Origin of the sequence: Haloarcula sebkhae, from assembly GCF_014647415.1 — an archaeon.
GTDB lineage: Archaea > Halobacteriota > Halobacteria > Halobacteriales > Haloarculaceae > Haloarcula > Haloarcula sebkhae.
Genome location: NZ_BMPD01000005.1, coordinates 57816 through 73224 on the forward strand (window position 1 = coordinate 57816; position 15409 = coordinate 73224).

A 15409-nucleotide genomic window follows, 5' to 3' on the forward strand; every position below is an offset into this window, starting at 1 on the left:
CATCGGGGATCGTGGTTACGCTACCGGCGAGCCATCGTCGCCCTCGTCCATGTCGGAGTCCGCATCGGGATCCGACCGAGCGTCCCGGAGCAGCGCGTCAAGGACATGTTTGGGATAGTCGCCGTAGTCGATGGTGTTGCCGTTCAACTCCACCGTCATGTCTTCCTCGGCGAGGTCCTGGTCGCCGCGCCGGCGGACGTACTGGCGATAGGTCAGCCCGCCGGCCTGCCACATCTCGCGGAGGCGCTGCTCCCGTGCCTGCTCCTCGCGCGGGTCGGTGAACCGAAGCCGGATGTCGAACGGGTTCTCGAGGGCGGTGTAGACATCGAACTGCTCGGCGATCTTCCGGAACGCCCGCTCGAACTGCTTACTGAATGGCCCGGCGATTCGCTTGTAGATCCGCGTCGCCTCGATCTCCCCGTTGGACCGGTTGGCGTCCTCAGTGAACCCGAGCTCGTGCTTGCCCAGACCCAGCGCTCCGAGGCACATGTTGAAGAACCAGCGCTGTTCCTCGATGATGTTGAGGTTGACCGCGGTCCCGCCGAGTTCGAGCCACTGGGCCCCGCCGTCGCCACCGATCACCGGGACGTCGCGTGGGTCGCCGCTGGCGGCCTCGATCTTCTCCTTGATGTCGGTGACGTTCGTCGCACCCATCACTTGGATGAGGCCCGGCGGGATCTGGTTGTCGGCGTAAAACCGGTTGTGGTGGGTCGTGCTGTTGGCGAGGATCTCTAGCCACTCCTTGACTTGCATCGACGGCGAGCGGGGGTAGAACTCGTAGGGCCGCTCGCCACGCGGGTAGTGCATGACCGCCAGCTGGTCGTGCTGCAGTGGCGTGGGGTCGATGCTCCCGAGCGTCCCGACACCGTCGGAGCTGAACGCGCCCTGGGCCTGGTAGAACGGCGGGTCGCCCCACACGCCGTGCCGGTCGACGTTGTGCCGGATGGTCAGCGCGTCTAGGTTCGACAGCGCGACCACGGGATACCGTCCGTTTTCACTCGGATGGAGCTGCCAGTAGCCTTGCCCCGGGCCGAGCATGTCGAAGACGGACCCGGTGATCAGGTCGTCGAGATCCTTGCTGCCTAGGTGTGGCCCAGTGAGGACGTCCCGGATAAGGTCGCGAACGGCAGCCTCGGTGGCGTCGACGTCGTCGGAGTCACTCTCGAAGGTGAGTTCGCCGCCAAGTAGCTGGTCGACGATGCCGTTGCCGATGGCCTGCATAGCGCTGGTCTGGACGATCTCCCGTGCCTCGATGGCATCGCGACCGCGTGGGTGACCGTACTGTTGGGTGCCCGTAAGCCAAGTCCCGTCATCGTCGGTCTTGACCGTCTCCGGGTCTTTGACGGTGACCTGCTCGCCCTCGACGGTGGCCTGTATCTCGCGCTGACCGGTCGCCGTCGCAGTGGCTGCCGTATCGGGTGCGACGCCGTCGGTGGCGCTGCTGTCCATCCGGTCCGCCGCCTCTCGTCGTGCCTCGTCGAAGATGCCCATGTGTATCAGTCTCCTATGGTGTTACGGGTCCGTCACGAACCGACGGGCCAGGTCGTTGTCCAGCCCGTGGCCTCGCTGCGGGAAGTCGCCCGTCGTGAGTAGCGTGTACGGAAAATCGTAGGCGATGTTGCGGTTGATGTACCCGCCCTTGCTGCTGGCGTCGACGAGGCCCGACCACGTCTGAGCCCCAACCTGCCAGTAGCGATAGATAGCGTCCGGCCCGTCTCGCAGGTAGCGGACATACAGGTCGTTGCTACCGAAGTCGTACAGCGCCGAGTGGACGTTCGACGACGAGAACGACGACGTCGGCATCGTGTCCAAGGGCGCCCGGATAGTTTCAGGCGCGTCGCCGGCGCGCTGGTTGGCCGGGTCGTGTTCGATGCCGATCCCGCCCGGCGCCGTCGTGTTCATCGGCGGAACCCATCCTGTTGCTGCTGTCGGAAGTTCTCGACGGCTTGGCCGAGCGGCGACTCCCGGAAGTCGCGACGCCCGTCGTCCTGGTCACCCAGTTTGGCCGACGCCGTCGGGATGCCTGTCTCGGCATCACGGGCCCAGATGGTCATCATGGCCGCGTCGAGACGGTCCGGCGAGCGGCCAAGTGCTTCCTTGAGCGTGCTCTTAGGCGTGAGCTTGAGCACCTTCGAGCCCGAGTGGCCACGACTGGCGAGGTGGCGCTCCTCGAACTCCAGTGTGCGCGCGGCGACCAGCATCTCCTCGTAGAGCTTGCGGTCGTCGATGCTGCCGCCATCCTGAAGCCACTGCCCGAGGAGGTGCAGGCCTTCGGCCCAACAGTCGTAGAACGACTTAGCCTCGGAGGGCTCACCGCCGGCGTTGAACCGGACGACATCGGGAAAGCGCGCCGAGAGCATGTCGGCCAGGCCCGACCCCTCGCCGACGGCGTCGACGGCCGCTGGCGCAACCTCGTAGTCTTGGAACGTCTGGGTGATGGCTTCGGCCTGGTCGACGTGGTCGGTGCCCTGGGCAGTGTAGGGCAGCTCCAATTGGTCGCCGAAGACGCTGCCTGCGACCGTCTCGTCACCACCGGCACGGGCGACGTCGACGGCCCATGCCTCGGGCTCGGCCGGGTAGTACTGCGGGTCACGCTCCCACGCCGCTTCGACGTCTGTCTTCGTGAAGGGGCGGTGGGCCCGAGCGCCGGCCGGCGGGACCACGCCAGCCCGACGTCGGTACCATCGGGCGTCGAGGTCGTCCCGGAAGTCGGGATGGTCTGGGTCTGAGACTCGTCGGGCTTCCCCGAGGCCGGGCCAGGGTTCATCGTTCCAGGCTTCCCAGTCCTCGCGGATCATCTCCAGGCCGACCACGCCGGGGATGTAGTCGGCGTCGATCTCGCCGGCGTCGACGCGAACGTTGTGCGCGTCCAGGCTAGAGAACTGGATGGTGTGCCATCGGTCGGATTCGAGGCGCTCGTACACCGGGTTAGCCTCGTCCTCCGGTGGGTTGCAGATGGCGAGCATCCGGTCGTTGCCGTCAGTGATGGACGAGCCCGCGCTGTCGAAGTGCTCCTCAGTGATGTAGGCCTTGTCGGCTTCCTCGATGATGACCAGCATGTGTTCGGCGTGCCGGCCTTCGAGGTCTCCGGGGTCACGTGGCGAGACAACCTTCGCGAACCAGTCGTCCTCGATTTCGAGCGTGGGCTGGCCGCCGACGTTGGGGGATCCGAGGTCGACCGGCAGCGCTGCGTTAAGTTCGGCATGCAGCGTCTTCATCGGCCGCCAGACGGCGTCGACGTACTGGCTGTACGACCCGGACGTCCCCAGCACGGTCGAGTTGAGGTTGGTGACCAGAAAGGCGAGCTTCGCGATGGCCACGCCATAGGACTTGCCCGGGCCGTTTCCCGACATGACTACGACCCGGCGATGCTCGGCCAGCGCCCGGAGGAGTTCGCGCTGCTGAGCCGTGAGGTTGACGCGAAGAACCTCCTCGGCGAAGTTGATGTATCGGTCAGGCCCATCCGTGTAGCGGGACAGGTCGATATCGACTGCGTCGGCGCTCATGAGTCACCACCTCCAAAGAGATCGCGTAGGCCCCCAACGCCACCGCCATCGCCGTCAATCTTGTCGTGGGCCTTGATGAGCTTCCGGACCAAGTCGATCTCCTCCTGGGCGGCTCGGTTGTTCATGCTCAGCGCTTTCGCGAGCTCCTTGATCTGCTTGGCCGACAGTCCGGGCTCGCCGTTCTTGCGACCCTCCTGAACCATCTTGTCGAATTTGTCGAAGAAGGACTCGGTGTCGGCATCGTTTTTCTCACGGAGATAGCGACGGAGGCGCACCAATCGCCAGTTGATGAGTTCCTCCAACTTCTCGGCGTCGTCGACATCGTCGAGCTTTTCAACGGCCTCGCGGTCCTCGTCGGAAAGGTGGTCGCTGAACAGCCCGTGTTTGAACGTCGTCGACTCTTCGCCGCGGTTGGACTTGCCGCCGTGGATGTCGCACTTACCGTGTTCTCCGATGGCGGCACGGCCGCAGCGCTGCCCGGACGACTTCGCTGTCGCCTCGCAGCGACCGAACTCAGTGTCTTCGGGATTCTGTGTCATGGGTGGCTCATGAGGTGAGTATGGGAGATGGGCGGCTCATGGGGTGATCAGCCAGATGAGTGCCGCCACCGCCCAGGCGTCAATGGCCAGCACGAACGGGATGGCGGCCACACGGGCGAGGAACCCGACCGGCGGGAGGTACTCCCACTGCCCGGGCCGCTGTCGATCCCACCGAACCGCGATGGTCACCGCGTTGCGCCAACAGGCCGCGAGTGTCGCGACCAGTAGGGTGATCAGCAGAAGAGCGTAGCCCAACCCGACAAGCGTCGCGACGGGCGACCGAAACAGTTCGATGAAGGGATTAGGAATCACTTGTCGGCCTCCTCGTCGTCGACGTCGTCTTGGTCGGCGTCGCGAACCTCGCCGTTCTCGAAAGTCAGTTCCTTACTCATCGTCATCTCCGTCACCGCCTTTGACCTGTTCAGCCTCGTCGAGCGCCGCGCCGAAGGTGCGCCGGCCGAACACGGCGAACCCAGCGGCGATGACGATGGCGAGGATGACGACCTCCCAGAGCGTGCCGAGCGGGTTGTCGGTGAGCTGGCCGTGGGCCCACAGCGCGGTGACCGTCGCGATGACTGCTGTCCCGACGGTGGCGCGAAGCGCTCGGTACGGTCGTTGGGGGCGTTGCATCAGATGGCTCCTCCCTGCTCGATGACTATTTCGAGCCCCTCAGGACCCAGCACCATTACCGTCATCATCGCGAAGGTTGCCAGCGGCGGAGCTCCAAGCGACATGGCGTACACGCCGCCGGACACACCAACCAACTGGATGAGGAGCTTCAGCGTCTTGAAGAGTTTCAGCGTCATCCCGTACTGGCCTCTTAAGCAGGCGTCGAGCGAGCTGTTGTACTGTGCGAGTTCGTGGCGGAGCGTCGGTTTACGACTGGCCATAGTGGCATTTCACGAGTGCCCGGCTGGGGAGTTGCACCCCGCGCTCGACGAGCGCACTATGTCCGGGCTGGGCGGTCGGCCAAGAACACACGAAATGGGGGGCCGACCGGTTGACAAGCGATGCGGACCCTACCGCCGGGGTACGTGGCGGATCATCGGGGCCGGCGAGCGATGGTAACAGCTTCCTCTACGGCTTTCGAAAACGTCGCGAAATCGTCGCCGGCGTAGTCCGGGCGCTGTTTGAGGTCGTGTACGGCGCCTAGCAACACCGGCCAGTCGTGAGCAATTTCCAGTTCGTCGAGTGTGGCCGAGATCCCCGCTGCCGCAGTGACGGCCTCGCTGCGGGAGCGCGTCGACGGTGTCCGGTGCGTGTCGACGGTACCGCAGTACCAACACGCCGAGGTGTCATCGTGACTTTCGTCCGGGGGATGTGCGTCTTCGAGACGCTGCGGAAGCCGAACGTACTCGTAGTACTTCCGGTCGAGAATGTCAAACCGCGAGCCGTTTGGGAGCTCTTCGTCGACGAACGCCTGGATGTCTCGATGCGAGTAGCCGATCTCGTGGGGGACCTCCTCACGTCGGCGGAGTCGACGGTAGCAGTGTTTGCACACGCCGTCGTTGCGCTCGATGGCGACAGCGAAGACGCGGTCGGGTGAGAGCGGTTGCTCGGTCCGGTCGCTGGTGGAGTTGGTCGTAGACATAGCTGGACAGGACACCGCCGGACGGCGGCTGAGGAAGCAGTCGCTACTATATCACTTCTGGGAGGGGTTATATCTCCGCTTAGTCCCGAGTTTCACGACTACCTGTCTGAGGTCCTCAGATTTCCGCGTTCTGAGGAGGTAGTCACAATTTTCGAGAGTATCGAGGGCATCGTCGAGTGTACTCTCGGAGAGCTGTGTTTCCCCCTGAAGCTCCTTGCGCGACAGCGGACCCTCATCGTTGAGGACGCGATAGACATATTTGGCACTGGGCGGGAGGTCGTCGAACCCTCCCGACTCAGCGCCAGTCACGAAGTTGGCCCACCTCCAGATGGAGATACCACCGCCGATTGCTCGCCATGTAGGGTAAAGACGCGACGGGCCCACTCCAGCCAATCGAGGCCAGATTCCGATTCGGACAGTAGCGACCGTAAGCGCCGCTTGGCCGCTACTTTGAAACTCCCGTTATTGGATAGTACTGATAACGCTGATTTCAAAGTAGCAGAATCGACGGCGTAGGCTACTCCAGCGTGCTGTTCGTACCGTTCGGGAGTGAGGAGGCCGATGTCCTCCAGCGCGTGGACCCAGTTGTACACCGTCCGCTGGGTGACATCCAGACCCGAGAGCTGGGCCAGTCGGTGGTAGCCTTCGACACGGTTCGAGATCGTGCCGTCATCGCGCTCGTTGACGAGCCGTTCTGCGCGGAACCCGTCGGGGCCGTCGCCCCGAATGGCGTCGTCGACGGCCTCCAAGAGATCGACGGCACCCTCGGGAACGGGGAGCATCGCTTCGAGCGGGTCAGCGAGCTCGTCGAACGACGCAACCTCGTCGATGGGGACATCGGTCGGGACGTTCGTCAGCAAATAGGCGTGTTTGGTCTCGTCGGCCAGCACAGGTCGAGTCCGGTGGATGACCTGGGTGAGTTCCTTCGAGCGACTCTCCTCGAAGAGGTCGCCGGTCAATCCCGAGAAGTGCTTTGTCGGGACAGCGCGGCCCTGCCCATCGCCATCCTCGAAATGGAGCTTCCGGTAGACGGGGTCCTCAGTATCGGCTCGCGTCGAGTACTCGGTCCCACCGGCATTGAGGTCGGAGTGGTCCATCGCGAGCAACTCGGCTTCGCGCTGGAGGTCCTCAACCTTCGGATGAGGAGCGCCGATAGCGACAACGGCGTCACAGTCGTTGTAGTTGAGCCCACGGGCAGCGTGATAGTGGAGCACTGGTGCGCCATCGGGGAACTCGAAGTGCTGCTGGAGACTGCGCTTGACGACGTACAGCGGCGACGTATGGACGTCGGCCGCGGTGTCGATGACGCGCTGGATGCGCTCCTGGAGGGACTCGCTGTCGTCGATGGTTCCAGCGTGATACTGGCCGTCTAGGACCTGCGTCGCGCGGAGGTTGAACGACTGGGGTTCGTCACCAGTGACGAGGACATCGTCGACGGGTGTCTGGTAGAGCCCGGCGATCTTCCGTTTGGTCGTCGTCGCGTCGAGGATCAGCGGCGAGTCGGGCAGCGACGATGGCTGGGGGAGCTCTTCGTAGAAAACGCCCTGAGGCTGACCGGCCTCTTCGGGTTCGAGATCGAGCTCGGCACGCGCCCGGGCCATGGGCCCGTCTCGGCGCGTGATGTTGTGCTCGTCTTCGTGCCAGTCGCAGGTGTCATCCTCACAGTGGCGAGCGCCGTTGTCGAAGACGATGTCGGACGCACACCAGGGACAGTTGTCCAGCGTCGTCGCGACGGCAATGGCCTTCCGGCAACTCTCCTCGTCAAGGCCGGCCGCCGCTGCGGCGGCTAGGAGCGCATCGAAGACGAGCGGAGTCCCCGACCAGCGATCATCACGCATTCGCGCGATGAGCGTCTCGTTGAAGTGAACCTTGCATTGGGCGAGTGACTCCTCAAGCATGGTCTCCTCAACGACAGCCTTTTCGACCTCTTTGTACCCCTCGCGCGGCATCCCGGGACGTTCGCGAACGGTCTTCGTTTGGACGTCGGCTTCGTCGACACCGTCAGGAAGATCGTCGATGTCGACCTCCCGGGTGATGGTTTCGCTGTCGACAGCGGGTGCGTCCAGATCGGCGAGGTCATCGGGCTCATCTGGGTCGGTAATGGCGTCGACGAGGTCCCGTGAGAAGCGAGCGAACTCGCCAAGTGCATCTCGGTACTCCTCGGGGCAGTTCGAGGTCATCCCCTCCAGTGCGTTGCCGACACGGGCGAGGTCCTCAACGGTGACGCGCCGGTCTGACCGGAGCGAGTCGGGACTCTCGTCGACGAGGATGTCTCGCTGCGGGCCGTCGGACCCTCGCTTCTGGACCGTCTTCAGGAGCTGGTACTGGTGGACGCCGACGACGCGGTCTTCGCTGGACAGCTCGTCGAACTGGTCCAGCCACGCACAGTGGCCGTGTTCGTCATGTCCGGGCAACTCCTCGGCAAGGATCTGGTGGGCTTTGACTGGGCCGAGCTCACCAGCCAGCGCCTCGTAGCGCTTGCGCCCCTCGTGGTCTTTCGCGAAGTCGTAGATGGGGCACATGTGGGGGCAGTCAGCAACGTGACCGTGTTCGGGGCACCTGTCCTGGTCGTCGTCGTGGTCGACGTCCATACAGACATCGCCGCGCTTCTGGGCGCCACCGCGGAGGTGGTAGTAGTCATCAGCGGTCGGGTCGTCCTCGATGAACTCCCGGGCCTTCTGATGCTTGTCGAAGAGCACGGCGTGGGGACGGTCCCGCTTGGCGGCGCCGATAGCGGCGTTCGTCGTCTTGCCGTTCCCCGGATCGTCGGCCCAGGCAACCGGCCCGTCAGCGTCGACGAACTCCTCGAAGCGCTCGCCCTGGAGGTGGTCCCAGCGGTCCTCGGGCGTGACCGACTGGCGCTCAAGACCCGGGGGCTCACACTCCTCGATAGGCCAGTGTTCTGAGATACCACCGGTGGTCTGCTCGGCGTCGTAGTCGTCTTCGAGCTCGGGAATGTCGAACCCGAGGTCGCGTAGATGCTCGATACCAGTCCACCAGTCGGCACCGGAGACCCCACCGGCTGCCTGCTCCGGACGGAGTTCGCCGGCGTCGATGGCGGCCATGACCACGGGTCCACCGTAGCCACCCCGATCGCCGGTGTCCATCCATCGCTCCGAGTTGACGATGTTCGCTGTCCCGTTGGAGTTCGGTCCCCAGGTCGGCGCGAACGCCCGTTCGCCATCGCTCGTCGACGCTGAGTCGTTCCAACGGTGGACGATGGTCCGCTCGGCAACGCGCTGGGCATTGAGGCGGTCTAGGGCATGGAAGATGTCTCGGATGTCGGTCGTTGTCTCGTCTGTCGATGTCGCCGTGGGCTCGTAGTCAGTGCTGTCAAACTCTTCGCGAGCAGCGGCGGGCTCGTCGACACGGTCGGCCTGACTGGCGGCGACCGGGTCGTTGACCTGGACAAGCGTCTCGACAACATCATCGTTCCACTCACGAACTTCGGTCGGCGTCCCGGCCACGTGGTCGCCGGTCATCACGCAGACTCGCTTGCCGGGATACACTTCGATAGCAGGGAGGTCGTCGTTGCTTCCCCACGGCTCGTCGTCGAGCTGCCACGATGCCTGCTTGACGCCGTCGGGAAGCTCACCGCGGTAGATGGCGTGGGCGCCGGCGCCGGACTGCGAGATGTCGGCGTAGGTCAGCCCGATATGCTCGAGTATCGCGATGAACGCTGGATGGAGCTCACCCGTCTCGGGATCGCGGACATCGTCGCCGTCAACGTAGGCGAAAGAGTCGTCTGGTTGCTGCAGGAACGCCCGGCCGTCAAGGCGCGGGTCGACCTCGGCCATCGCGATGCCCTCGCCGTCGAGGTAGTGGCCCTCGTAGCCCCACTTGTACCGAGCGTCGCAGTCACACGTCGATGCGGTCGTGTGGCCGTCCTTGCTGCACTCGGCGGGGGCGTCACTGTCTCCCCACGGCGCGAATGGCTTCTTATCTTGGTGGCCCATCCACTGCTCGCGCTCAAGCAGCGCATGCGGGTAGACATCCGGCTCTGAGCTAGCCCAGTCGGCTCCGCTCCAACGATCCCATTCGAGGCCTCGTTGCGGCCGTGATGGTGGAGCGCTTACGCAGTCCTCCGTATCTTTAGTTGAATCTTGTCCAGATTCAGTGGTGCCCTCGTTGAGGACCTCGGCGACATCGGCCGGTGGCTCGCCGAGCGCGCCGGCGATGGCGACCATGCTGGCGTCGGGATTGCGTTCGAGGTAGTTCTCGACACGCTCCCGCAGCGAGAGGTCGCTCAAGGCGACCACCTCCAATCGTCGAGCGTCGTCTGTCCGTCAGTGTCAGGCCGCTCAGGGCCGTCATTGGGATGGGGGACGTTCTCGACTCTTTCCTCGCCGTCGGCGTCGAGACGATCGTCGACGACATCGACAGTTTCGCCACTGTCGTCCAGCTCCGGTCGCTCGGTGATGTGCTGGCCGGTGGCGTCCAGAGCGGGCCCGTCGTAGGAGGCACGCCCACTCATGCCGGACACCCCGCAGTTTCCACTGCAATATTTTGAGAACTGTCTATTGCGTTATGTGATTCATCGGCCGGCTGACCGGTCAGTAGACCGTCGTTAGACCGGTTGTGCCAATGGGTATGTAAAGTTTCAGAGGAGTGCCCGGGGAGGGCTCCGAACCCTCGATCTCCGCATGGCCCAGGTCTGGGGCGTGACGAGCGCCCCGGGGTCATGACGGGTTTGCACTGCCGCATGAGTCGAGAGACCCTATGAGTGCGGCGCTATGTCCAGCTAAGCCACCCGGGCGCGGGTGCATTCAGCCGTTGGCCGTTGGCCGTCTTGAAGGTTCTCATCTCTGCCGGGACTGTGGCACAGTCCCACGCTGTGTCCGCCTGATCGGCGCTGATAATCGACCCGCGGATTTAAGCCACCACGCAGGTATGCAGGCAGTATGGAGATACCAGACCTCGTCCAGCAGGAACTCGGGGACGAGGAGATCCGGGGCGGTGTCAACCTCGGCGACGAAGACGCGGCCTGTTTCACACCGACCCGGACGCTCGTCTACCGCGGTGAGGGCCTTCTCAGCGACGAGAAGGTCGACAGCTATCCGCACGACTTCGAACGGCTCACGGTTTCGGAAGGCCGACGCAAGACCAAGTTCTCACTCATCTACACCGGTGAGAAACTCGAACTGTCTGTTCCCGGGAGCCGCAGCGACGCCGTCCTCGAACGGCTACTCGAAGGGAAGCTCACTGTCTCGGGCGGTATCGACCCGGACGAGAGTCTCGCCGGCGTGTTCCGGTTCAGCGAACTCACGTTGGTCGTTACCGACCGCCAGCTACTCAAGCACATCGGCAACGTCTCCTGGGATGCCGACTACGAGGCGTTCTCCTTCGACGACGTGACCGGTCTGGAGTTCGAGGAGGGGAGCGTCGCTACGGCTGTCGTCCTCTCGTTCAACGAGCGGCCAGAGCGGATCAAGGCACCGTCTGAGCAGGCACCAATAGTCCGGAAAACACTCGAAGAGGCTCTCTTCGCGTACCACGAGGTCAGTTCGCTCACTGAGCTCAATGCCAAGGTTGGGGCCGGTTCCGAGAAGAATGCCGACGAAGCCGGCAACGGTCTCGGCCTCGAATCCGGCATCGACCCGCTTGTGAGCAACGACGAGCAGGGCGGTGACGGTTCCGAAGGCGAATCCACGAGCGCCAGTACGCAGACCACGACCGCAGCGACCACCGAACAGGGAACCACCGCCGAGGCCACGACGGATTCCCAACCCAGTGACGCATCCAGCATCGACACCGACTCGGCTGAGCCGGACACCTCGGCAGACCCCGACATCGCTGAACTCGAAGCACAGGTCGCCGAACTGACCGCCGCTGTCGAGGCCCAGAACGAACAGCTCCAGAAGCAGGAGCGCACTATCAAACAGCTCATCAAGGAACTCCGCCAGGGCCGCTGAACCGTCTGTTTTTGACTGCACTCGTGTGTTTGGGGGGCGTTTGTCTAACGTCGTGACCGCGGCTACGACCTCGCTGCCACCAGGGCCGCTCTGCTATTGTGCTGCTCACGGCTCCTTCCGTCGCCGTTCGCATCAACGAGGGCCGCTCACTCCGTTCGCTCCCGTCGCTACTCCCGCCCTAATACTTTCCGAATGCACGTCGACCCGAACGGGCCCAGTTCACCGCCGTCGAACTGGACGAAGTGGCCCGTACTGATAGCCGCGCCACAGCGCTGACACGAGAACTCCCCCTCACGAACGACTACGTCGCTGTCGAAGTTCACGTGCGATCCCTGTGACCGCGGGCGGACGACGCCGTTCTCGCGTTCGATGAGGCCTCGCATCACTGCGGTGTCGAGGATCTCGCGCTGGACCTGCGGGTTTGTCGTCACCGTCTCGATACGGTCGAGCGCGTCGGCGACGGACAGTTCCCCGTGTTCCAGATGGGCGAGTAGTTCGACGCCGAGTTCGACCGGGTCTCGCGTCTCGGACACGATCGCCGATTCAACCCCGAGCAACGTAAAAGATACCACAAAGCGTTTGTCGATTGCTACCGCCCAATTGGGTAGATGGACCGCCTCGCGAAGCGACAGCTGGTCGGGACTGCCGGGCTGGTGGTAGTCGTCGCTATCGCGACAACGCTGCTCACGCCCGAACGGGTGGTGGCCCAGCTGATGCACCTCGCCGACCACCCCGTCTACCTCGCGGGTGTCATCGTCGGGCTGTATCTCGTCCGACCCTTCTTCGCGTGGCCGACGATGCCGCTGTCCGCGTTCGTCGGGTTCGTCCTCGGCGTCAGGTACGGCTTCCCGGTCGCACTGATGGGCGCACTCGTCACCTGCCTCATCCCCTACCGGTTCGCGCTCCGGGCCGGCGAACAGGGCGGGATGTTCGGCTGGCTGGGGGACTCCGGCCGCCGGATCATCGAGGTGACAGGCGAGACACGGGGCGTCCTCGCGGCGCGGCTCTCACCGGTGCCCGCGGACCCTGTTTCCTATGGGGCCGGGTTCGCTCGCGTCTCGCCGCGCTCCTTTGCGGTCGGGACGTTCCTCGGTGAGATTCCGTGGGTCGCCGTCGAGGTCACTGCGGGTGCGTCACTGCGGTCGCTGACGCTCACTGGCCTCACTATCGACGCGCTCCCACACGTCCTGCTGTTCTCCGCGGCGCTGGCCGTGCTGGTGCTAGCAGGGCCGGCTTACCGCCACGTCAGCGCTCCGAACTCGTCGTGAACTCGAACCGCGCGCCACCGCTTTCGCTCTCTGTCACCGACACCGCCCAGCCGTGGGCCTGTGCGACCTCATCGACGATTGCCAGCCCGAATCCGGTCCCGGTGTCGCTTGTGGTGTAGCCGCGCCCGAACACGTCGTCTCGCTCTTCCGGTGGGATACCGACACCGTCATCGGCGATGTAGAACCCGGTGTCCGTTGTCCCGACAGAGACAGTGATCGGTTCGTTGTCTGCACAACCTTCGTGAGCCCCCGTATCGTCTGACTGCGCCCGACTGTTCGTGGTCCCATGCTCCACACTGTTCCGGAACAGGTTCTCGAACACCGCCCGGAGCCGTGCCGCGTCGGCCTCGATCGTCGCCGTCCCGTCCTTTTCCAGCGTGGCTTCGCCGGTCTCGACATCGACCCAAGCCTGCCCTGCGAGGGCGGCGAGATCGACCATCGTCGTCTCGCCGACCGTATCGCCCTGTCTGGCGAGTGTCAACAGGTCGTTGATGAGTTCGTCCATCCGGTCGGCCGCGGACGCCGCCGCCTCGAGGTGTGATACGTCACCCGACGTCCGGGCGACCGATATCCGCCCTTTGACCACGTTCAACGGATTTCGCAGGTCGTGGCTGACGACGGATGCGAACTCCGCGAGCTGTCGCTCTCTCTTTTTCCGGTCGCTGATATCGCGGATGATCCCCGCTGTACCGTTGAACTCCCCGTCTGCGGCCGGAAGCAACGCGATGTGGATCTCGATAGGGGTGTGCTCCCCGGCCTGGTCGACGATGTCCGTCTCGAAGGTCACGTTCTGTCGAGTCGGGTCAGACAGCATGGTCCGGATGAGGTCACTGCCGCGGCTGATGTCCTCGCCGGCCATGATCGTGGAGATATGCTCGCCGACGAGTTCGTCGGATTCGAACCCCGTCAGTCGCTTTACCGCTTCGTTCACGTAGGTGAACACGCCTTCGTCGTCGAGGGTGTACACCGGGTCGCCGACGGCCTCGATGATCGTCTCGTAGCGTTCGAGTTCCCGCTCGCGTCGCTTGCGCTCCGTCGTCTCGCGCATCACGCCGACCGAGCCGTCGAAGTTCCCGTCCTCGTCGAACAGCGGTGCGATCCTGTCCTCGTTGATCCGGACTGTCCCGTCAGCGGCTATCGTCCGCATCTCGTAGGCCGCCCACGTCCGATCGTCGTCGTCAATCAAGTCACGGATGAGTGCTGTCCCTTTTTCGACGTCCCCTTCAGGCATGAACCGAGCCGGCTCCGAGCCGATGATCTCCGAGCGGTCGTACCCCAGATGGGCGGCCATCACATCGTTCACCATCTCTATCGTCCCGTCCCTATCGAGGACGTACATCGGGTCCCCGACGTTTTCGACCAGCGTCCGATACTCTCTGAGCTCCCGCTCCCGGCGCTTCCGCTCTGTGATGTCCCGGCCGATACCGGCAATCCCGAACAGGTCACCGCGCTCGTCCTCGATGAGCGATCCTTTGAACTCGTACTGGAGTCGCTCGCCGTCAGCCGTCTCGACACCTGCCTCGATAGTTCCGTACCCCGTCTCCAGCGTCTCTTCGAATATCCTCCATAGTTTCTGGTGGTCGGACTCCACGATGAGTTCCCCGATGTCCATCGATGCTAACTTCTCGTTTGTGTAGCCGGTCACCGACTGGACGGTATCGTTCCATCGGACCAGACTGCCGTCGGGGCCGACCACGTAGAGCATATCATCGACGGAGTCGATGAGTTTCTCAGTGAACGCCCGCTGGTTCGCGAGTTCCCGCTCGCGCTCTTCGCGTGCGGTTACGTCAGTGATGAACCCCTCTAGGATTTCGACGCCGTCGTCGTCGGTGTCGACCACGCGCCCGCGCTCCCACATCCAGCGAGTTTCACCGTCAGCCGTCTCGATCTGATAGGAGACTTCGAACGGTTCATTGGCGGCGATACAGGTCTGAACCGTCTCCCAGAGACGTTCCGTCTCGGAGTCTTTGATCAGCGTCCCCCAGGAAACGTCCCCACTCTCGAGTGCCGCCGAACTGTAGCCGACTAGCTCTGCTGCACCGTCGCTGACGAACTCCATCGGCCAATCGGGTTCGTTCCGTGCGCGGTACACCATCCCTGGGAGGTTCGAGATGAGCGTCGACAGCATCCGCTCGGACTCTTCGAGCGCGGTCTTGGCCCGCCGTTCCCCCACAGCCCGCTCGATACGATTCGCGAGTACGGCGTACTGGTCTGTCCCGACCCCCTTCTGCAGGTATTCGGTGACGCCGGCAGAGATCGCATCACTTGCGATTTCCTCGTTTCCTTTGCCGGTAAAGAGAATAAACGGAAGCTCCTCGTACTCCTTGCGGACGACCTTCAGAAACTCGAGTCCGTCCATGCCCGGCATGTCGTGATCGCTGACGACACAGTCGAACGCCTGTTCGGACAGTCGCTCTAACCCGTCGGTCGCACTTCGCTCGGTACAAACAGAGAGATCGTCGTTCGTTTGCTCCAGATGGACCGCAACGAGGTCACCGAGGTCGGGATCGTCGTCGACATGTAACACCGAAATCTCTTCCCCGTGACCACTCATACCACCCTTTTCATCGTTCCACGATAATAAACCCGTGAG

General features: G+C 63.8%; 15 protein-coding genes and 1 tRNA gene. 2 read left to right on the plus strand and 14 right to left on the minus strand.

From position 1 onward, the window contains the following. Positions 1-15: 15 nt before the first annotated feature. The 12 genes from IEY38_RS14530 to IEY38_RS14585 form a co-directional block, all read right to left on the minus strand. Complete coding sequence (locus IEY38_RS14530) at positions 16-1491, minus strand: phage portal family protein (protein ID WP_188978983.1); 1476 nt, start codon at positions 1489-1491, stop codon at positions 16-18. 21 nt (positions 1492-1512) lie between these two features. Next, positions 1513-1902, minus strand: coding sequence for a KTSC domain-containing protein (locus tag IEY38_RS14535; RefSeq protein WP_188978985.1), 390 nt, complete (start codon positions 1900-1902; stop codon positions 1513-1515). Continuing rightward, on the minus strand, positions 1899-3506 hold the full coding sequence (locus IEY38_RS14540; protein ID WP_188978987.1) for a hypothetical protein: 1608 nt from the start codon (positions 3504-3506) through the stop codon (positions 1899-1901). The genes IEY38_RS14535 and IEY38_RS14540 overlap by 4 nt, the downstream gene beginning before the upstream one ends. After that, positions 3503-4045: a hypothetical protein gene (locus IEY38_RS14545; RefSeq protein WP_188979480.1), complete on the minus strand. Its 543-nt coding sequence runs from the start codon at positions 4043-4045 to the stop codon at positions 3503-3505. Before IEY38_RS14545 ends, IEY38_RS14540 begins: the two co-directional genes overlap by 4 nt. 36 nt (positions 4046-4081) lie before the next feature. Further along, complete coding sequence (locus tag IEY38_RS14550; protein WP_188978989.1) at positions 4082-4357, minus strand: hypothetical protein; 276 nt, start codon at positions 4355-4357, stop codon at positions 4082-4084. 72 nt (positions 4358-4429) lie between these two features. Then, positions 4430-4675 (minus strand): hypothetical protein, encoded by a 246-nt coding sequence (locus IEY38_RS14555; protein ID WP_188978990.1) that lies wholly within the window; start codon positions 4673-4675, stop codon positions 4430-4432. Continuing rightward, positions 4675-4935: a hypothetical protein gene (locus tag IEY38_RS14560; protein WP_188978992.1), complete on the minus strand. Its 261-nt coding sequence runs from the start codon at positions 4933-4935 to the stop codon at positions 4675-4677. Before IEY38_RS14560 ends, IEY38_RS14555 begins: the two co-directional genes overlap by 1 nt. Before the next feature lie 152 nt (positions 4936-5087). Further along, entirely contained in the window at positions 5088-5636 is a 549-nt protein-coding gene (locus IEY38_RS14565) for a hypothetical protein (protein ID WP_188978994.1), read from the minus strand. A 51-nt stretch (positions 5637-5687) separates the two neighbouring features. Further along, complete coding sequence (locus tag IEY38_RS14570; protein WP_188978996.1) at positions 5688-5945, minus strand: MarR family winged helix-turn-helix transcriptional regulator; 258 nt, start codon at positions 5943-5945, stop codon at positions 5688-5690. After that, a complete protein-coding gene (locus tag IEY38_RS14575; protein WP_229775326.1) occupies positions 5942-9895 on the minus strand; it encodes a hypothetical protein in 3954 nt (1317 codons plus the stop codon). Before IEY38_RS14575 ends, IEY38_RS14570 begins: the two co-directional genes overlap by 4 nt. Then, positions 9883-10110 carry a hypothetical protein gene (locus tag IEY38_RS14580; RefSeq protein WP_188978999.1) on the minus strand — a complete coding sequence of 76 codons (228 nt, stop codon included), beginning with the start codon at positions 10108-10110 and terminating at the stop codon, positions 9883-9885. The genes IEY38_RS14575 and IEY38_RS14580 overlap by 13 nt, the downstream gene beginning before the upstream one ends. 135 nt (positions 10111-10245) lie before the next feature. After that, positions 10246-10392: transfer RNA gene (locus IEY38_RS14585), tRNA-Met, on the minus strand. A gap of 145 nt (positions 10393-10537) precedes the next feature. On the opposite strand from IEY38_RS14585, the gene IEY38_RS14590 reads away from it, so the two are divergent. Next, on the plus strand, positions 10538-11548 hold the full coding sequence (locus tag IEY38_RS14590; RefSeq protein ID WP_188979001.1) for a DUF7115 domain-containing protein: 1011 nt from the start codon (positions 10538-10540) through the stop codon (positions 11546-11548). 167 nt (positions 11549-11715) lie between these two features. On the opposite strand, the gene IEY38_RS14595 is transcribed toward IEY38_RS14590, so the two are convergent. Beyond that, the gene (locus IEY38_RS14595; RefSeq protein ID WP_188979467.1) at positions 11716-12105 is read right to left on the minus strand and encodes a DUF5830 family protein; all 390 of its coding nucleotides are present in this window, start codon (positions 12103-12105) and stop codon (positions 11716-11718) included. Between the two features lie 51 nt (positions 12106-12156). On the opposite strand from IEY38_RS14595, the gene IEY38_RS14600 reads away from it, so the two are divergent. Then, the gene (locus IEY38_RS14600) at positions 12157-12816 is read left to right on the plus strand and encodes a TVP38/TMEM64 family protein (RefSeq protein ID WP_188979003.1); all 660 of its coding nucleotides are present in this window, start codon (positions 12157-12159) and stop codon (positions 12814-12816) included. On the opposite strand, the gene IEY38_RS14605 is transcribed toward IEY38_RS14600, so the two are convergent. Further along, positions 12794-15370, minus strand: coding sequence for a hybrid sensor histidine kinase/response regulator (locus IEY38_RS14605; protein WP_188979005.1), 2577 nt, complete (start codon positions 15368-15370; stop codon positions 12794-12796). The two genes, IEY38_RS14600 and IEY38_RS14605, sit on opposite strands and share 23 nt — an antisense overlap. Positions 15371-15409 lie beyond the last annotated feature (39 nt).